13 protein-coding genes are annotated in these 19,560 nt (G+C 64.8%); 6 read left to right on the top strand and 7 right to left on the bottom strand.

The features are described from left to right. Window positions 1-15: 15 nt before the first annotated feature. From Pan44_RS04210 to Pan44_RS04220, 3 genes are all read right to left on the bottom strand, one after another. Window positions 16-2,295: an O-antigen ligase family protein gene (locus Pan44_RS04210; protein ID WP_145027563.1), complete on the bottom strand. Its 2,280-nt coding sequence runs from the start codon at window positions 2,293-2,295 to the stop codon at window positions 16-18. Window position 2,296: 1 nt separating this feature from the next. Beyond that, window positions 2,297-3,457, bottom strand: a complete 1,161-nt coding sequence (locus Pan44_RS04215) for an MraY family glycosyltransferase (RefSeq protein WP_231754222.1) — start codon at window positions 3,455-3,457, stop codon at window positions 2,297-2,299. Between the two features lie 137 nt (window positions 3,458-3,594). Continuing rightward, window positions 3,595-4,815: an FAD-binding oxidoreductase gene (locus tag Pan44_RS04220; RefSeq protein WP_145027565.1), complete on the bottom strand. Its 1,221-nt coding sequence runs from the start codon at window positions 4,813-4,815 to the stop codon at window positions 3,595-3,597. Between the two features lie 180 nt (window positions 4,816-4,995). Between Pan44_RS04220 and purE the strand changes: the two genes are divergently transcribed. The 3 genes from purE to Pan44_RS04235 are packed head-to-tail and all read left to right on the top strand — an operon-like array spanning window position 4,996 to window position 8,112. Then, on the top strand, window positions 4,996-5,490 hold the full coding sequence (purE, locus tag Pan44_RS04225; RefSeq protein ID WP_145027568.1) for a 5-(carboxyamino)imidazole ribonucleotide mutase: 495 nt from the start codon (window positions 4,996-4,998) through the stop codon (window positions 5,488-5,490). After that, window positions 5,487-6,644 (top strand): 5-(carboxyamino)imidazole ribonucleotide synthase, encoded by a 1,158-nt coding sequence (locus Pan44_RS04230; protein WP_145027570.1) that lies wholly within the window; start codon window positions 5,487-5,489, stop codon window positions 6,642-6,644. The genes purE and Pan44_RS04230 overlap by 4 nt, the downstream gene beginning before the upstream one ends. Before the next feature lie 31 nt (window positions 6,645-6,675). Further along, window positions 6,676-8,112: a sulfatase family protein gene (locus tag Pan44_RS04235; protein ID WP_145027572.1), complete on the top strand. Its 1,437-nt coding sequence runs from the start codon at window positions 6,676-6,678 to the stop codon at window positions 8,110-8,112. Window positions 8,113-8,192: 80 nt separating this feature from the next. On the opposite strand, the gene Pan44_RS04240 is transcribed toward Pan44_RS04235, so the two are convergent. The 4 genes from Pan44_RS04240 to pruA all read right to left on the bottom strand — a co-directional run bounded on the left by Pan44_RS04240 (window position 8,193) and on the right by pruA (window position 13,806). Continuing rightward, complete coding sequence (locus Pan44_RS04240; RefSeq protein WP_145027574.1) at window positions 8,193-9,659, bottom strand: hypothetical protein; 1,467 nt, start codon at window positions 9,657-9,659, stop codon at window positions 8,193-8,195. A 122-nt stretch (window positions 9,660-9,781) separates the two neighbouring features. Continuing rightward, window positions 9,782-10,738 carry a hypothetical protein gene (locus Pan44_RS04245; protein WP_145027576.1) on the bottom strand — a complete coding sequence of 319 codons (957 nt, stop codon included), beginning with the start codon at window positions 10,736-10,738 and terminating at the stop codon, window positions 9,782-9,784. Beyond that, window positions 10,735-12,006 carry a carboxylesterase family protein gene (locus Pan44_RS04250; RefSeq protein ID WP_145027578.1) on the bottom strand — a complete coding sequence of 424 codons (1,272 nt, stop codon included), beginning with the start codon at window positions 12,004-12,006 and terminating at the stop codon, window positions 10,735-10,737. The genes Pan44_RS04245 and Pan44_RS04250 overlap by 4 nt, the downstream gene beginning before the upstream one ends. Window positions 12,007-12,078: 72 nt before the next feature. Then, complete coding sequence (pruA, locus tag Pan44_RS04255; RefSeq protein ID WP_145027580.1) at window positions 12,079-13,806, bottom strand: L-glutamate gamma-semialdehyde dehydrogenase; 1,728 nt, start codon at window positions 13,804-13,806, stop codon at window positions 12,079-12,081. Window positions 13,807-14,283: 477 nt separating this feature from the next. Between pruA and Pan44_RS04260 the strand changes: the two genes are divergently transcribed. The 3 genes from Pan44_RS04260 (at window position 14,284) to Pan44_RS04270 (ending at window position 19,539) form a co-directional block, all read left to right on the top strand. Next, window positions 14,284-15,261, top strand: coding sequence for a 3'-5' exoribonuclease YhaM family protein (locus Pan44_RS04260; RefSeq protein WP_145027583.1), 978 nt, complete (start codon window positions 14,284-14,286; stop codon window positions 15,259-15,261). A gap of 170 nt (window positions 15,262-15,431) precedes the next feature. Then, window positions 15,432-16,355: an ornithine carbamoyltransferase gene (argF, locus tag Pan44_RS04265; protein ID WP_145027585.1), complete on the top strand. Its 924-nt coding sequence runs from the start codon at window positions 15,432-15,434 to the stop codon at window positions 16,353-16,355. A gap of 319 nt (window positions 16,356-16,674) precedes the next feature. Next, window positions 16,675-19,539 carry a glycoside hydrolase family 38 N-terminal domain-containing protein gene (locus tag Pan44_RS04270; RefSeq protein WP_145027587.1) on the top strand — a complete coding sequence of 955 codons (2,865 nt, stop codon included), beginning with the start codon at window positions 16,675-16,677 and terminating at the stop codon, window positions 19,537-19,539. Window positions 19,540-19,560: the final 21 nt, after the last annotated feature.

The raw sequence follows: 19,560 nt of genomic DNA on the forward strand, positions 1-19,560 counted from the left end.
AACGAAACGCCGCGATCACTCCGGTTCGCCCGCCAGCGCCTTCATCCGCTCACGGACGTCCGGCGTGAGCACCTTGTCGTAGTGACCCAGCTTCAACCACAGCGCATCGAGTTCCAGGGTACTTCGCGCCGCGGCCCGGGCCTCCTCCCCGCGCCCCGCCGCGACCAGAGCATCGGCCAGCAGTTGCCGGCTCGCTAGCTGATTGGGGTACAGGATCAGTGCCTTCTTCGTGGCCTCGATCGCCGCTTCCGCATCCTGCGGCCGCTGGTCGACCGCGAAACGTTTCAGATGCAGATCGGCCAGGGCCCGGTAGTCGTGGGCATGCCTGGGATCCCGGCGGATCACTTCGTGCTGATACTCGATCGCCCGGTCGAACCATTCGCCGTCGCGGGTGCGGGTCCACTGCTGAAACGCCAGCTGGGCCCGATGACGCCACGGAGTCGGATCGTGCGGATCGGCCGCAGCCGCCTCGCTCAGCTGCCGGTCCGCCAGGTCCGGGCGTCGTCCCGTCATCGAATCCGCAAAGGCGAGGTCCGTCAGCGATCTCGAATTGAGCGATGGAATCGTCGCGGTCGCGAACTGCCCGAAGAACGCGAGCCCGCAGATCGCGAGGGCAGCGCCCGGAAGCCAGGCGGGCCAATGCGCCGCGGCGAGGGCCGCCCGGGGCGCGACGATCAGGGACGAGAGACACAACCAGAGTTGGAAGATGGCCGGCATCTCCATTCCCCCCGCCCCGAGGAGATGGACCGACAGGCCGCACCACGCCGCCTGCGTCGCGATTTCGCGGCCTTCGACGGGCAACACGCTCCCTGAAGCCGTCGTCCGGTTCAGTCCGATCGCGGCCAGCACTGCCGTCGCGCTGGCGGCGATGAGTTCCCAGTCCGCCTGTCCGCCCAGGTACAAGGCGACAACAGACAGCAGCCCTCCCGCCCCGAACACGATGGCCGGCGCCGACGACCGCCAGTCCCCGCCGCCCGCGTCCTGCGTGTTCCCGGCCAGCGGTCGCCGGAATGCGGTCAGGCACGCGACGATCAACAGCACCAGCCCCGCGATGCCCGCCAGTCCGCTCGTCGCCCACGCTTCGAGCAGGAAGTTGTGCGGATCGAGAACCTCCTCGCTCGATTTCGCCAGCTTGTGAGCCAGGTAATGCTGTCGGAAGTTCCCCGGACCGATCCCGATCCAGGGGTGTTGCTGAATCACCCGCCACGCGCCGATCCAGTACTCGGTCCGGTACTCGAGCGACTTCGGGGCCTCCGTGAGCACAAGCCGGTCGAGTCCCCCAGCGGCCCACGTCGCAGCCACCAGGACCGCCATCGCGCCCGCCGCGACGACGCCCCAGCCGATGACCGACTTCCATCGGCCGCGCGTGCCCACCACCGCGGCCGTCATACCGCCGGCCAGGCATCCCCCCCACGCGGTGCGACTCTTCGTCAACAGCAGGACGAACGCGATGAGCAGCGCAGCAATCGTCAACACGATCTTCGAAACGTGCGGATCCGCAGGGCCCTGCGCCGTCGATCGACCGCCGGCCTGCCAGAGCGTGAAGGCTTCTCCGAGGGAGAGAATCAGGCCGACCAGCAGGAGCGCCGCCAGGCTGTTGGTCAGGGCGAAGCGTCCGAGCGGTTCGCTCGATTCCAGCAGCCGTTGCCGCATCGCGCGCCGGCCGTTGGCATCGAGCGAACGGTATTCTCCCAGGGTTCGCTCCAGCGCCCGCAATCGAGTTTCGGCCTGACGCCGTTCGCTCCCCTCCAGCGACGGGACCTTCGATTCCAGCTCATCGAACTCGATGACGGCCTGGCCCAGCGCCGGATGCGAGACCCACCGTTGCCAGATTCCCAGTGCAGAGAGCCCGACCGCCGAAGCAATCAGCGTGATTCGAAAGGTGCGACGGAACCCGCTCGACGAAGCACGGTGATGAAACCACACGGCCGCGAGCGCGAGGCTCACCCATTCCCACAATCCATTCAGCGCCGACCGTTTCTGGCCTTCCGTCGCCATCACGGCAACGCCGGCGACGACATGCCCCGCCGCAATAAGCCCGAGACCCCACGCCCACAGGCCTCCGCGCTTCGTCCAATGAACCTGTTGTCTCAATGCGGACCACGACGCCAGCACTCCCCAGCCCAGCCAGAGCTGGGAGATCCAGAGAGTGTCGCCCTGGAAGGTTCCTTCCGTCGGAGTGAACCAGCGAATCGCGATCAGCACCAGTCCGACGATGTCGAGCAGTGGAAGCCATCCTCGCTGGGCGGGAGGCTCATCACTCGTGAGGACGGGCGTTTTCCGGGGGCGGGCCATCTCAGGTCTTCGCGTCCTGAGGAAGCGGGGCGGGGGGCGTCTTGATGGCCGTTTCCCCGTTGGAACTCGATCGGCCGACCGTTTCGAGGATCGCCACGACCGCCAGCAGGCAGAGCACCAGGGCAGTAACGATGGCCGCCCCGATCCAGTCGGACACGCGATAAAGCAGGAGAGCGCCCAGGCCGGTCGTGATCGTCGTCAGGTGGACGACCAGCACCGCGTTGCGCTTGGTCATTCCCATCTCCGTCAGGCGATGGGAGAAGTGTTTCTTGTCGGGCTGGAACGGGCTCCGGCCTTCCCGCAGGCGGATCAGGATGACCGACGTGATGTCATAGAGCGGAATGGCGAGCACGCAGAGCGGCGCGAGCATCACATGCTGCGAACCGAGCTTCTCATCGTAAAAAGTCCCCAGCACCGTTAGACAGGCGAGGTTCAGGCCGATGAACGTCGATCCCGCATCCCCCATGAAGATCTGGGCGGGAGGCCAGTTGTGGCAGAGAAATCCGGCCAGCGACCCCGCCAGCGCCAGGAGCGCCCCCCCGACGAACCAGCGCGGTTCGGAAACCATGCCGAGCATCACCGTCGCGAACATCAGCGACGCGATCAGCCCGATGCCGGACGACAGTGCGTCCATGTTGTCGAGGAAATTGAACGAATTGATCAGCACCACGATCCACAGAACGGTGAGCAGCTGCCCCACCCACGGCTGGCTGACGAACACCGTCGCCTGGATGCCCCCGGCAAAGACGAGCGCAATCGCCAGCCCGAATTGCACGGCCAGACGCGCCTTCCACGACAACCCGCGGAAATCGTCCCACAGCCCCATGACCGCAAGGACCACGCCGGCCACGAGCAGTCCCCACAGCTGCGGCGCGCGCTGCAGAACTCCCGCAAGATGCGGCTGGAGAGATTTCGGAAGCCACTCGGGAGGCGTCGTGTCACGCGCGAGCAACCACACCGCGAGCGTCGCCAGCGACATCGTCACCACGAATCCGCACACGATCCCCACGCCGCCGCCGAGCGGCGTCGGAGTCGTGTGCACCTTTCTCGCGGCCGGGCGATCAATCAGCCCGAGTTTTGGAGCGATGACACGCATCAGCGCCGTCGCCCCGGCCGAGATGACGAACGCGGTCAGGAAGCAGGCGAGGACGAAGATGAGCACAGATGCGACGGCGGCTGAGTGGCGGGACTTCGAGCGCCGACGGTCTCGGCTGCAGCATCGAAATGTGATGGGATCAACGAGTCTGTAGAATGTCGCCTCGTCGCGCGGGAAGCAATACGCGAGGCGACGCTCTCCACTTAGGCCGGCAGGCGTCCGGGACTCAGCACTCCGTGCGGATCGAGGGCGTTCTTGACCTCCTTCATCCAGCGGCGGGTCGGCTGCGGAGTGCCGAATACGTTGAGCGTCGGCTTCCAGGCATCGTCGCAGTTCCACACGACCAGGCTCCCCCCGACCGACTCGGCCGACTTCCGCAGCGGAGTGATGATCTCACTCGCGGCGCCCGCCGTCACGCACTCGTCCGGAAGGTGGCCGATCACGATTCCGTTGATGGCGTGCGCCTGCACCGTCACCCCGCGACGCGACGCCTCCATCACGAATGCCGCCACCCGGGATGACGGGACCGAGGCCGAGAATGTGACAGGATCGTCTCCCGCCGCCTGGAATTCCCCCAGCGCCCGCAGCAGCAGCGCGGACTGTGGATCGGCGAGACGGACGGCCCCCGGAGAGGGCCCGAGTTCTTTTTCCACGGCGGCCATCTGCCAGTCGCATTCTTCCGTTGAGCCTTCGAAAGCGACGGCCAGCGCGAGTTCCGCGGCGGGAAGATCCACGCGGGATTCGGCCGCGAGGGAGGCAATGGCGCGGCGATTGACGACCTCCACCACCGTCGGCCGGGTCTCCGACAGTCCCAGCCGCACCAGCCACGCCTCGATTTGCTCGGCGGTCTCGGCAGTCAGCCAGAGGACGCGCAGTGCTTCCGCAACGGGGCGAAGCTTGAGGGTCACCTGGGTGATGACTGCGAGAGTCCCCAGCGAGCCGACAAGCAACTTGCACAGGTCATAACCGGCGACGTTCTTGACGACGCGGCCCCCTGCGGAGAACGGCCGGCCAATTCCGTCGACGGCCGAAATCCCGATGACGTAGTCCCGGAACGTGCCCTGTCCGAGTCGCCGTGGCCCCGACGTGTTTGCCGCGATTGCTCCTCCCAGCGTGGCGCGGTGTGCATCCGGAACATCGATCGGCAGCCGCTGCCCTTCGGCGGCCAGGATCTTCTGCAGGTCGGCGAACCGGATTCCCGACTCCACAGTGATCGTCATGTCCCGCGCCGGATAGTCGACCACTTTCTGCATGGTCGAAATCGAAATCAGTCGCGCCGGAGCGATGACTGGATCCCCCATGCGGAGCGACGTCCGGCCGCCGGCTGGAACAACCGCGGCCCGCTCTTGCGCCGCATTGGCGGCGAGAAATCTGGCCAGTTCGGAAGTCGATGCGGGAGCGAACTCTTCGGCGGTGGCGGACATGCCGCGATGATGAAGGACAGCCCGGCCCGACGCAAACGGGCCGCGAACGGCGGCGCCCGCGCCTCTTCCGATCTCGAAAATGAATTCAGACCACGCGCCCGGGCGTCATGCGTGCATTGGTCGGAAGCCTTCGATCCCCATATCATCGCGGTTCATCGTCGCTAACCCCTGAATCATTTCATGTCCAACGCCGAATCGCCGCTTGTCGGCGTCATCATGGGCAGCCGCTCCGACTGGGAAACCATGCAGGCTGCTGCCGAGATCCTCACGCACTTTGGCGTGCCGCACGAGTGCCAGGTCGTCTCGGCCCATCGCATGCCCGATCGCATGAACGAATACGCGAAGCTGGCGGAAGGCCGCGGGCTGCGCGTCATCATCGCCGGAGCCGGCGGCGCGGCCCACCTCCCCGGCATGGTCGCCTCCCAGACCATCCTTCCCGTTCTCGGAGTTCCGGTTCAAAGCCGCGCCCTCAGCGGTCTCGATTCGCTGCTGTCGATCGTGCAGATGCCCGGAGGCATCCCTGTGGGAACGCTCGCGATCGGCGAAGCAGGGGCGAAGAACGCGGCCCTCCTGGCCGTCCGCATTCTCGCCACGGAACGGCCCGAACTCCGGAAGCTGCTCCATGACTACTACACGAAGCTGACGCAGGACGTCCTGAAAGACTCGTCCCTATGAGCACGATTCTTCCCGGCGCGACCCTCGGCGTCCTTGGCAGCGGACAACTCGGGCGGATGTTTGCGATCGCGGCCCGTCGGCTCGGCTATCGGGTCGAGGTCTACTCGCCCGATCAGAACACCCCGGCCGGAGAGGTTGCCAACCACGAGTGGGTCGGCGCCTACGACGACTTCGACCAACTCGCGAAGTTCGCCGAAGCGGTCGACGTCGTCACCCTCGAGTTTGAGAACGTCTCCGTGGCCGCCGTGAAGGCGATCGAACATTTCGCGCCGGTCCGGCCCGGCGCCAACGTGCTGCACACCGCGCAGCACCGCAGCCGCGAGAAGAACTGGCTCAAGTCGCAGGGCATTCCCACGGCCCCCTTCGCCATTGTGCGCTCCCGGGAAGAGCTGGCCGACGCGATCGACCGCCCAGGAATCGATGGCCAGGGCATCCTGAAAACCGCTTCCTGGGGATACGACGGCAAAGGGCAGGTCCGCGTGCGCCGGACGGATGACCTCGCGGCCGCGTGGAACTCGCTGGCCACCGATGAGGCCGTCCTCGAAGGCATCGTCGATTTCGAGCGCGAGCTGTCGGTCGTCGGAGTTCGCGGGCTCCAGGGCGATTTCCGCGTCTACGGACCCATCCACAACATTCATCGCAACCATATTCTCGACGTCTCGATCTGCCCTCCTGCGGTCCTCGACGTTCAGACTCGTGGCCAGGCCGTCCTCCTCTGTCGGCAGATCATGGAAGGGCTCGACGCCGTCGGGATCCTGTGCGTCGAACTGTTCGTCCGGAAAAACGGGCAGCTGGTCGTCAACGAACTGGCCCCGCGGCCGCACAACTCCGGACACCTGACGATTGATGCTTTCCGTTCGTGCCAGTTCGAGCAGCAGGTGCGGGCCGTCTGCGGGTTGCCGCTCGGGTCGACGGAACAGCTTCGTCCTGCGGCGATGGCGAACCTGTTGGGAGACGTCTGGGAAGCCCCCGGCGGTCCCAACTGGACGGCCGCTCTCGGAATGCCCAACGTCAAGCTGCATCTCTACGGCAAGGCCGAGCCGCGGACGGGACGCAAGATGGGGCATTTGACCGCCCTCGCGGAAACGCCGGAACTGGCCGAGGAGATGGTCCGCAAGGCCCGCGAGCGCCTGTGGACGAAGCAACGCGACTGATTCGAGATTCTCTGACGAGGGAGTGAGCGCAATGAAACTTCCCGTGTGGACGCCCGTCTGGTTTCTGGTCGCCGTTCTGGCATCGCTCTCCGCGGCGCCGGCGCGGGCTGCCGACAGGCCGAACTTCCTGTGGCTGATCGCCGAAGACTTCGGACCCGAACTCGCGTGCTACGGCACGAAGCAGGTCTTCAGCCCGAACATCGATGCTCTCGCTGCCTCCGGCATGCGCTACACGCGCGCCTACAGCACGGCGCCGGTTTGCTCCGCCAGCCGGTCGGCCTTCATGACCGGCATGTACCAGACGACCATCGGCGCACACAACCACCGCTCGCACCGCGACGACGGCTACCAGCTTCCCGCCGGCGTGAAAGTTGTCACGAACTGGTTCCGCGACGCCGGCTATTTCACCGCGAATGTTCGCAAGCTGCCGGAGTCTTTCGGATTCAAAGGGAGTGGCAAGACGGACTGGAACTTTGCCGACGACGGCACGTCGTTTGACAGTGATGCATGGAACGCTTTGAAGGAACACCAGCCCTTCGTCGCTCAGGTCAACTTCCAGGAAACGCACCGGCAGTTTCACGCCCCCGAAAAAGCCGATCCGGCGCTCGTCGAAATCCCGCCCTACTATCCCGATCACGAAATCACGCGGAAGGACTGGGCCCGGTACCTCGACGCTGCAAGCGAACTCGATCGGAAAGTCGGATTGATCCTCGAACAGCTCGAAAAGGACGGACTCGCGAAGAATACGGTCGTCGTGTTCACCGCCGATCATGGCCAGGCGCACGTGCGCGGCAAGCAGTTCTGCTACGAGGAAGGGCTGCACGTCCCGCTCGTGATTCGCTGGCCGCCCGGAGTCGCAGCCCCCGAGGGGTATCAGGCCGGAACCGTGACCGACCGGATCGTGGAATCGATCGACCTGGCGCCGACGATGCTCGCCCTGGCCGGGGCCGACAAGCCGCAAGGCATGCAGGGCCAGGTGTTCCTCGGGAATAAGGCCGAGCCGGCGAGGAAGTACGCCTTCGGGGCCCGCGATCGCTGTGACGAAACGGTGTTTCGTCTGCGGACCGTTCGCGACGACCGCTATCGCTACATCCGCAACTTCACCCCCGAGCGGCCCTTCCTCCAGACAAACGACTACAAGGAGCGGCAATATCCCGTGTGGAACCTCCTCAAGGAACTCCACGCCCAGGGCAAACTCACTCCAGTCCAGGAAGTCCTCTGCCGGCCCACCATGCCGGCCGAAGAACTCTACGACCTCGAATCCGATCCGCACCAGATCAAGAACCTGGCCATTTTTCAGAAGCCGGCGACCTCCGAGAAACTGACGGAACTGCGCGGCGTCCTGGAGCAGTGGATCGAAGAGACGAACGACCAGGGCAAAACGCTCGAACCCCCGGAACTCGTCGCCGCGAAAGGCCTGACCAAGCCGCAGGACAAGCCCAAGGCCAATGCGAAACGCAAGAAGTAACCGCCCGGCCCCACGGACAACGCCTTCACGCGATCACATTTCTTTTGATCCGTTCAATCCGTCTGATCCGTGGGTCTTCTTCAGGGCGAACTCAGCTTGATCCGCGTAATCTCGATGATGCTCTCGTGCGCTGTCAGGAACAGCCACGGCTTCTCGGGTGTCTTCCATTTTTCGTCGACCTTGAACACGCTCGGATCCCCTTTCCAGTCGACCAGCTCCTTGCCGTCCGCCTTCAGTGAGACGCTCTGCGGCGTCACCTGGCAGACGAGTTCGACCACCTGGTCCGGCTCCAGCACCCGACCCTTCCGCGTGCTCGGATTCTGATTGGCCCGCTTGCCGTTCATGAGGTGAAATCCCGTGACCCCGTCGTAGGCGTCCAGCACCAGGAATGCCCGGCTGTCTCCCACCTTCAGTCCCAGCCCGAAGCTGTCCGTGCCGGAAACCCGCTTCGCCCGGATCGTCAGCGTGTACGCATCTGGGAGGTCATAAGGAATCTGGATTCCGCCGAAGCTCTGCTTGAACGATTCGAGCGGCCCGTCGCTGCGGTGCCAGATTCCGCGAAGAGCATCGATCTGCGGATCGATCATCGTGAGCAGATTCACTGAGCCATCGCTCTGGGTGTCAGGCTCCGGCGCGCGCACACGCCGCGCGCGGGCGAGGCCGACCTGCGACTCGTCCTTCGTCGGACGGAATGCCACCAGGTAGCCCTTCTGCAACTCATCAAATCGCAGCTTCCGGCGCGCCACCGGCTGATCGTTGAAGTTCTGGTGGAGGATCTCGATCTCGATCGGCGAGTTCACCTTCTCCACGATCGCCGTGTGCCGGGTCAGGTTCGAATATCGCTTGCTCTTCTCCTCCTTGAAACGCACCCCCACGAACTGCAGCACATCCCCCGGTGCCCACGGTTCCCCGCGACCAAGTTCGCGACCGAACCCATACAGCCCTGACCGGACGGCCCCCACCTCCTTCAATGTCTCCGCCACGAATCCCCACGACGATTTGTTCCCCACCCACTGGCCCGACTTCCCCGCAGCAGCCGCGACAACCTCCTGGTTCAACACCGGAATGTTCGGAGCCACCGCCAGCGCGGCCGACTCGAGCGGGAATTCTTTGGCCCATGCCTTCTCCCCCTGGGCATTCCAGAGCGTGAGTGACAGCGCCGGCGCCTGGCCGCTGCGCCTCAACTCACCCAGCAGCAGGAACCCTTCGGGAACAGCCCTTCGCGCCCGTTCCTGGTCCTTCGAACTGAACGCCGCGGTTCCCTGCCCGAGGAACGCCAGCAGGTTGTCATCCCCCGCGTTGATCGCCTTGACCTTGGCTCCCGCCAGCCCGGCGACCAGTTCCGACTGGATCGCTTCAGGCAGTTTCCAGGGAGGCGTCAGCCCGGTGAGATTGCGCACTCCCACATGGACGACCTGATCACCGATCAGCCTGGCCGGTTCCTCGATCGCCGGAGCGATTCCTTTCTCGAGAGCCGGATACTCGGCCGATGCGCTCGACCAGCTGTACACGAGAATCGCCGCTGTCACCAGAACTGCCAGCCTCATTGCACTCGCCCCTGCAACAAGTGAGGAAGAGAGAAGGGACGGCCCATCCCGACCCCTCACACCCGATCGATGACCATCATGGCGACCGGCGGCGGCCGTTGACAATCGCCCCACGGAGAGACTCAGCGTGGCGAGGACGCCCGGCGACGAAGCAGCGCGAGGCCGCACAGCGCCATGGCGGCCAAGGGCAGCCAAAGCGAGTCGAGAGCTTTGCGGAGGACGCTGCGGACCAGGACGGCCGACCGACTCGGAAGACGGGGAGCATCCCGGTTCACGAAATCCATCCTGGCGAGCTCGACCGGATCCAGCGGCGTCGGCGGAACGTCCACCCGCACGAGCGACGCTTCCACGAAGTCGAGCGCCTCGCCCGCGTGGCCAATCGTCTGCACGACATACCGGGAAGGAAAACGAGGTTCAGACTCGCTGTACGAGAAATCGATCTGCCAGAGCGCCTGGTCCTTCACACGATGGATGATGCGCAGCGGTCGCCCCGCGGAGCGGAGGTCGGTCCAAAGTTCCACCAGTCCGCCCGCCCGCTGGTTCGCCGTCACGCGTCGCCAGTCGCTCCCGCCGGCATTTTCTTCCACCGTCACGCTCGCCGCATCAAGGAACCGCATTGGCTGCATCGACCACAGCGGCGCGACCCCCAGCAGCCGGTCGATCACGCTCAGTTGCAGTCCCCGTTCCTCACCGTCGGCATGCACGATCAAGGTCGCCGGTTCGATCTGCGGAACCGTCTGCGGTCCGGCAAGTTGTTCTTCCAGCAGGACATTCCGGAATTCAATCCGCGCGCGATCCGGATTGGCTTCGGCCGGTTGGGTCCGACCATCCCGCCGGACGGCCGTCAGACGGGGGGCGTCCAGCCGATACAGCTCCGGCGTAAAACGCAGCCGGATCCGTGAGTCATCTGATGTGGCCCGAAGTGCGCCGAACGTCCGGTCGCGCGAGTCACGCTCGATCGACAGTTCGATGTCGGCCGATTCAATGGCCGGGCGCTCGTTCCATGTCGCAACGATCTCCGTTGCGTTCTTCGGCGCCGGTTGAAATGCGATCACGAACAGGAGGAGCAGGGGAGTCACCGGTTCGCGCCCTCCATCGCCCCGGAGACGCGCAGGAACCGGAACCGCGTCCGCACGTCGCCCGCCGGCTTCACGAGCGACAACCGCACAGGCCAGGCCAGCGGCAGGTCGACATCCGTCAGCGCCCGCCACCCGTTCAGCAGCACGGACAACCGCCCCTGCGAACTCTGCAACCGGATGTCATTCCAGCCCCGCCGCAATGCCCGCTGTGCGGTGGCATCAATGGTGACGGCCGCCTTGCCGGACGATGTCAGTTCGGCAAATCCGTCGCTGCTGAGCACAAGACCCAATTCGGCGCGTCCCCCCTGGGCGTCCCGCAGCGCCACCGTCGCGGCATGGCCCGGGCCAAGCTGCGCGTCCACGTGGACGGCCCAGTCCCCCGTGAAGGCAGGGGAGGTCAGTTCTCTTCGGCTGTCGCCCGGCGGAGCAATGAACTCATCGCCATCGGCCAACCAGTGCGAACCCTCCTCGCTCGTCCATTCCGCAATCCCCTTTTGGGGAGCAAGAAACCGGTAGGGCGCGAACGGATCGGATTGGCCACGCTTTTGTTGCAGGAGCCATTCGTAGAGAGCGGGAGACGAATACGCCGCATCCCAGGCGTTGTGTCCCCCCTGATTGAACTCCGTGACGAGCGGGCTCATTCCCGCCTCGTACTGTCGTTTCCGCGCGGTCCGGGCCTCCCTCACGAGGATCGAGGAATCCCCCGCGTTGAAGAAGTTCCAGATCGGAAGAGGCCGGCCCGGGATCGCCTGCGGCGAGATGTGAATGGCCGTGGAGATCGGGAATGCCGCGGCGAACCGATCGGGATTCGCGACTGCGATATTCAGGGCGCCGGTTCCCCCGGTCGATGCGCCAGTCAGTGACACCCGGTCAGGATCGCCGTTGAACTCGCGGATCGCTTCATCGAGAACCCCGAGCGCCAGTTCCGCGTTCTTCGAACCCGGCGTCCATTCGGCGTTGTAGGTGCACTGCGGGCAGACGGCCAGGAACGGAAACCAGGCCCGCATCCGCCACATGTCGCCGCCGAAGTTGTTGCTGATCTGCCGGAGCCCGTCGTTTCCGTTCTCGCCCCAGCCGTTGAGGAACAGGATGACCGGCAGCTTCTCGGCCGGATCGCGATTCGGTGGAACGAACAGCACATAATGTGCGGTGGAACCGTCCGCCGTGCGGTAGGTCCGGGTCAGGAATGGTTGTTCGCCCGACGGAGGGCCCCCGCAACCCGTGCAGGCAATCGCGAGGGCCAGCAGTAAGACGCAACGCACAGCCATGGATCCATCAGAACGGGGTCAGACGCCTGCTTTCCGCTGTCGTGCCGAAAAGCAAACGAGGATGTTCTGCCGCTACTCCGCCGGCGCCTCGTCCGTCGAAGGAGCAAACCCGCGTCGCAGTGTGTTCTCGCAGACGCTGACGGGAATCATGAACTGGGTGAGGTAGTCCCGTCCCCCTGCCTTCGATCCGATCCCCGACATCTTGTATCCGCCAAACGGATGTCGCTGGACGACGGCGCCCGTAATCCCGCGATTCAGATACAGGTTTCCGACCTGCATTTCCGCCCTCGCCTTGGCGAGCCGCTGCGGACTCCGACTGAACACCCCGCCGGTCAGCGCGTATTCCGTGTTGTTGGCGATGTCGAGCGCTTCCTCGAACGTCTTCACCTTCATCACCGCGAGCACCGGCCCGAAGATCTCGTGCTGCGCGAGGCGGGAACCCGGGTCGACGTCCGTGAAGATGTGCGGGCCCACGAAGTATCCTTCACCCGCAAGTTTCCCCACCTCTTTCGCGACCAGCGGCTTCGCCTCTTCGTTGCCGATGGCGATGTAGTCGTTGATCCGGTTCAGCGATTCTTCATCGATGACCGGGCCCATCCACGCGGCGGGATTCTCCACGGCCGCGACGACAAGGCTCTCCGTCGCTTCTTTCAGCCGGTCGATGAACCGGTCGTAGATCGGCTCCAGAACGATGACCCGCGAGCAGGCCGAGCATTTCTGCCCCGCATACCCGAAGGCGCTGTGAATCACGCCGACGACCGCTTCGTCGAGGTCGGCGTCATCATCCACGATGATCGCGTTCTTGCCCCCCATCTCCGAGATTACGCGGCGGACGGAGTGCTGCTCGGGGGTGGTCCGCGCGGCCGATTCGTTGATCTGCAGGCCAACCGCCCGCGAGCCGGTGAACGCGATGATGTCCACGTCAGGATGATTCACGAGGACCGGTCCCACGTCTTCACCAACGCCCGGCAGGAAGTTCACCACGCCGTCGGGAACCCCCGCGTCGCGGATGATCTGCATGAACTTGGCGGCGATCACCGGCGACTGCTCGGCCGGCTTCATCACGACGGTGTTTCCAGTGACCATCGCGGCCGCCGTCATGCCGCACAGGATTGCCAGCGGAAAATTCCACGGGGCAATCACCACCGCCACCCCGCGTGCCCGATAGTGATAGCTGTTCTCTTCGCCGTCGACGTCCGCGTTCAGCGGCTGCGTCAGCTGCCGCATCTGATCGGCGTAATACATGCAGAAGTCGATCGCCTCGGCGACGTCCGCGTCCGCATCCGCCCACGGCTTCCCGCATTCGTAAACTTCCCACGCCGCCAGTTCGTACCGGCGACCGCGCATTTCCGACGCGATGACCTCCAGATACTCCGCCCGCAGGCTCGGATCCATCCGCGACCACGACTTGAACGCCCGCTTCGCGGCTTCCACCGCCTGGACCGCGTGGTCTTTCGTCGCCGACCCGGAAGTCCCCACCACCTGCTTCTTGTGCGAAGGGTTTCGTGAGGTGAGCTTCGCCCGCGTCTCGATCAGCTTGCCGTTGATCAGGAGCGGATACTCCTCGCCCAGCGAATCCTCGACGAGCTGCAGCGCCTCCTGCATCGCTTCGAGCTGTTCGTCCTGCGAGAAATCGGCCAGAGGCTCGTTGAAAAAGATCGTCGGCCGGTTCGACTCGAACGTCGGCGCCAGTCCCGCGGCGATCGTCGCCTGCTGGTCCGCGTCGCTCCGCTGCTCCGCGGGAATCGGCGCCTTGCGGCTGGAGGTGGTCGATGTCTCAGTCTTCTTCCGTGACGCCATTTTGAACAATCGCCTTACGAATCATGGTGACCCGGCCTCCCTCTGCGGGCCGGGTCGAGCGCAAACCACAACCATATCGAGCCCCTCGCCAGCAGTCGAATGCAACGGAAGGGCCCGTCTCCTTCATGATTCATTTCCAGACGCCCGGACTGATACTCCTCGGGCTCTTCACCTGTGCGGGGCGATTGGGATACCGGCAGACCTTTCTGGACCGAAGCGTGCGCGCCGGTGGCAGTGAGCCCCGCGAGGGGCGGCACTGAGTAGCCACGGGCGTCAGCCCGTGGAACCTTATGTCAGCCTGAAAAAGCCCCGAGAGGGGCGACACATCGCTTCCACTCACCGGCCCCGTTCCGATGAACGCCCCTTCTCCTTGCGATTGAGGTTCCCCTCCCCCTCGCCTACACTACGGGATTCCGCAGCGGGATGGGCGCAGGGGCGCGTGTTGCCGGCGGAGCGACTTTCGATTCCCGCTGGCTGATGCCCAGGCAATACGTCAATACACTCACGGACGGCACCCCCGTCGACGAAATCTTTCTCCTCGTCGATAAGCAGCTGCGCGCCAACCGCAACGCCGATCTGTATCTGCTGGCGCAGCTGCGGGACAAAACAGGGCAGGTCAGCGGACTCCTCTGGAACGTGTCCGAAGATTCGGTCGGGCACATCCGCCAGGGCGACTACGTCAAGGTCCGCGGAAAAGTGCAGGTCTTCCAGGGCAACCTGCAGTTGATCCTCCGGGACATCGACCATGTCCCCGACGCCGCCGTCGACCCCAAGGAATTCGAAATGGAGTCGACGGTCAATTCCGATCGCCTCCTCCCCAGGCTGCAGGAGTTGATCGACTCCATCTCACCGCCGCCCCTCCGGGAAGTCCTCCAGTCATTCATTGACGACACCGAGCTTCGGCCGCTGCTCCTCAAGGCGCCCGCCGGCATCCGCCTGCACCACGCCTATCACGGCGGTCTGCTCGAGCACATCGTCAGCCTGATGGAAGTCGCCTCTCGCATCAGCGACCTCTATCCCCGCGTCGACTTCAACCTCGTTCTCGCCGGCGTCTTTCTGCACGACATCGGCAAGGTCCGTGAACTCGGATTCGAAACCACCTTCCTGTACACCGACGAAGGGCAGCTGCTCGGGCACCTCTCCATCGGCGTCGAAATGCTGACGGAGAAAATCCGGGCCTGGGAAGACCGCAAGGGAGAGAGCTTCCCCGAAGAAATCGCCCTGCGCCTCAAACACATGATTCTCAGCCATCACGGCAGTCATGACTTCGGAAGCCCGAAGCTTCCGATGACTCCCGAAGCCGTGGTGCTGCACTATCTCGACACGCTCGACGCCAAGGTGCACGAGTTCGTCGCCCTCATCGACAGCGATCCCAATTCGCAGTCCAGCTGGACCCCGTTCCAGTCGAGTATTCAGCGGAAGGTGTTTAAAGGAGTTGTTCCGGGCCGAACCTGATACTTCGGCGAAGTGTCAGAGGACACTTCTCATCGAGCCTTCAGCGATGTGCTGAAGGCATTGGCGTTTCTGGTGGGAGCGCGGGTTGCCGGGCGCGGGCAGGGCCATTGAGCCCCGCCATGCTTCCCGGTTGCCCCAGTTTCCCACAACCCATTGAGTGAGGCACTGAGATGAAGAATCTCACGACGATGTCGTCGCTGGAACCGAAGGATACCGCCCGGTTGCTCGAGCTCGCGGCCGGGTTGAAGCAGAAATGGGCGAAGGGCGAACGTCCGGCCCTGCTGGAAAACCGCGTTCTGACGCAGGTCTTCGAAAAACCGTCGCTTCGCACGCGAGTCAGCTTTGAAGCCGCCATGCAGCAGCTCGGTGGCAGCTCCATCTTCCTCAGTTCGGCCGACGCTGGCCTCAATGGACGGGAATCGACCGCCGACGTCGCCCGGGTGCTCGGCAGCTACTCCGACGCGATCGTCCTGCGCACTTTCAAGCAGGATCTCATCGAAGACTTTGCAAAGTACTCACGCAGTCCGGTCATCAACGGACTGTCGGATGACGACCACCCCTGTCAGGCGCTCACCGACCTGTTCACGATGCAGGAACACTTCGGCCCTGTGAAAGGTCTGACGCTGGCCTACGTGGGAGACGGCAACAACGTCGCGCGCTCTCTGGCGATTGCGTGCGCCCAGCTGGGCGTCCACTTCCACATCGGCGCTCCCCAGGGCTACCAGCTCTCCGAGCAGTTCGAGAAAGATCTGAAGGCCAGGTACCCGTCGTTCGTCTACATGCAGACCGACGACGCGAAGGCCGCCGTCAAAGGCGCCCAGATCGTCTACACCGATGTCTGGGCCAGCATGGGCCAGGAAGCCGAGAAGGAGCACCGGGCCAGGGTCTTCGCCTCCTACCAGGTGAACTCCGACCTGATGAAAGCCGCGGGACCGAAGGCGAAGTTCATGCACTGCCTCCCCGCGCGGCGCGGGCTCGAAGTGACCGATGAAGTCATGGAGTCGCCCGCCAGCATCGTGTTTCCGCAGGCGGAGAACCGGATGCACCTCGCCAAGGCCGTCCTGGTTGACCTGATCCTGCCCAGGAAGACCTGACATCTTCCTCGCTCCCTCCCGACCAGGGAGGCAGGATGACGATTCGTCGCGGTCCGATCTCGGAGATCCGTGCCCCCCTGCGCGCAGCCGGCAGGGAAACAGCGCCGGAGCGCTGTCGACGTGATTCCGCTCTCCGACCTGCAAAACTCTGCTGCCCGGACATCTGCGATCTCGCGCCGACCTCCTGGATTTCTGGACACGCTTCTGGTCCATCCGGGTTCCGCTCATCATGATTGGTCTCGTTGGTATCGCGGCGTTCTTCCGGAAGCACCTGACTCCTGTCGTCAGTCGGCGTCGGAGGACACTTTGACTGTCGGCCATGACTTACGACGAACTCGTTGTCCTCGTCCCCTGCCACAGCCTTGAGGACTTCCCCACCGAGCTGGGCGAGGCCCCTGCGGAATCGTTGTTGAATGCCTTCGCGGCTGCGTGGCATCCGGCGCTCCTCTTCCACTCCGGGGCGCTGCCGCAGTGGAAGCGCGCCGACGACTACTACGACGCCCCGCTCCCTTCCGTGAAGCGGCTGGTCTTCGTCCCCCAGCCGAGCGAAGACTGGCTCGGACATGACGCCCTCGATCAGCTCCGCGAAGGGGGCTCGATTGTCATCAAGGGCCTGCACAAGCGGTCCGAGTATGTCGACGCCGCGCTCGCGGATGTCGATCCCGTTCCAGCGGCCCTGGCGTCCGATCCCGAACTCATCGCCGATTTTCATGCGCTCGGCATCACCTGGCTGATGACGGAGTTGCTCACCCGGCACATGCGCAACATCGCGGATGTCGACCGGACCCGCCTCGAGGCCGAGACGATCGCGGCCGCCAAGGCCGCCATGGCGGGCGACCGGCCAGCCGCCGAACGGCACCTCCAGCGAGCCTTCGAAACGCTCCTCGAATGTCGCGAACGGTTCTATCCCGTCGACTGCTGGCTCATCGATCTCTGCCTCATCAGCCCCGCGCAGGCCAATGCGCACTTCGAACGCCTGTGCTCCCACCCCACCCCCTTCAGCCTGGTGGCCGCCGCGGAAGAGATCGCTCAGATCCAGAAGGAAAACCCCGCGCTCGTCCAGCAGATTCAGGAAGGCCTGGCCGCCGAACGCATCGGCCTCGTCGGCGGCGATTGGCGCGAAACCGGCGGTGTCCTCCGGTCGATCCAGCATTCCCTCTGGAACATGGAACGCGGCCGCTCCGAGATGAAGCGCGTGCTCGGCGCGCCGGCGAAAGTCTGGGGACGCCGGCGCTATGGACTGAGCGCCTTCCTGCCGCAACTCGCCCTCCGAAACGGAGCCGAAGGAGCCCTCCACTTTGTCATGGATGACGGGATCTACCCCGATGACGAACAGACGAAGTTCCGCTGGCAGGGCTGCGATGGCTCGGTGATCGACGCCATCAGCCGCATTCCTCTCCCCGGCGACAGTGCCTCCAGCTTCCTCCGCCTCCCCCAGCGGATGGCCGAATCGATGGATAACGACCACGCGGCCGCGCTCATCTTCGCCCGCTGGCCCGAACTCCGCACCCCCTTCCTCGACGACCTCCGCCGGGCCGATCGCTACAGCCCCGTGCTCGGCCGGTTCACGACGCTCGACCGCTTTCTCACGCAGACCGAGATGCCCGGGCGGATGGAGACCTACAGGCCGGGAAGCTACTTCTCCCCATTCCTCGTGCAGGCCGTCGCCCGCCAGCAGCCCGACCCCATCAGCCGCTACCTGCGCGAATGGAACCTGCGGCACTCCGTCGAGGCAGTCACCTGGTGCGCCGATATGGCGTCCCTGTTGATCACAGGCGTCCCCGATCGGTCCGAGGCGACCCAGCTCCGCGACTCCCTCGAACTCGTCGACCCGGACGCCGGCCAGGGTGCTCACGACGAACTCGCTTCTCAGGTCGCCGATCTCGAAGCCACGGCCGCCTCCCGGCTCCGCGACGTGATCGCCCCGGGCGGGCCCGGCGACGCGGGTTGGCTCGTCGTCAACCCGTGGTCCTTCGCCCGCAAGGCCGTCGTCACCGTCCCGGCTGACGAGGGATTCCTCACGGCCGGCGACGCGGTTTCCCCGGTGCATGCCACCGCCGATGAGTCATCGGCCATCGTCGAACTCCCTCCCTGTGGTTTCACGTGGATTCCACGGTCCGAACATGCGCCCCCTTCCGGAGAACGCCCGAAGTTCCCCTCCGCGGAAGGCCTCCTGCTGCGCAACGAGTTTTTCGAAGTGATCCTCAGCGATGCCACCGGCGGGATCGCGCAGATTCGCACGTTTCGCCGCAGCCCCAATCGTCTCAGCCAGCAGCTCGCCTTCCGCTTCCCGCGGGAACGCACGATCTCAACCGGTGAAGGAGAAGGGGCCGAGAGCTACAAGTCGTACTACACCGAGATGCAGCTCAAGGAGTCGCGGGTCATCGACGACTCGCCCACTGTCGGCGCGATCGAAACCATCGGCTCGCTGGTCGACCAGGTCTCCGGCGAAGCACTGGCCGATTTCCAGCAGGTCACCCGCGTCCGTCGCGGAAGGCCGGTCGTCGAGATCGAGATCGAACTCACCCCGAAGCGCGAACCCGAAGGAGATCCGTGGTCGAACTACTTCGGTGTTCGCTGGGCCTGGAAGTGGGAGTCGGTCGCTGTCTCCCGCAGCATCTTCCAGACCGCGCATGTCCTCGGCGATGAGCAGCGGTTCGAGTCCCCCCATTTCATCGAGATCGCCGACGACAACGACCGGACGACCATCGTCACGAACGGTCTCCCGTTTCATCGGAAGATCGGCCCGCGAATGGTCGACACCCTGCTCCTCACGGCCGGGGAGAACCGTCGCCGGTTCCGCTTCGACATCGCCATCGATGAACGCTACCCCCTGCAGACGGCGCTCGACATCATGTCCCCGCCGCTCGTCCTGCGGTGTGCGAAGAAACCGGCTGTTCCCGAAGCCTGGCTGATGCACGTCAGCGCCCGGAACGTCGTCGTTCTGGGTATGCGCCCCCTCGACCCCGATGGGCAGGGAGTCGTTCCGCAGGGCTGCATCGTCCGGCTCCTGGAAACGGAAGGGCGCCACCGCGCGTTTGCCCTGAAAACATTCCGCTCTCCGTCGGCCGCCCGCCAGCGCGACTTCATCGGTCAGACCATCCAGCAATGCCGTGTCGCCGGCGACGAAACCACCGTCGAAATCGCCCCCTACGAAATCTGCGATATCGAACTGACGTTCTGATCTTCGAGCTCGCCAGGCGGC

The organism is Caulifigura coniformis (assembly GCF_007745175.1).
GTDB lineage: Bacteria > Planctomycetota > Planctomycetia > Planctomycetales > Planctomycetaceae > Caulifigura > Caulifigura coniformis.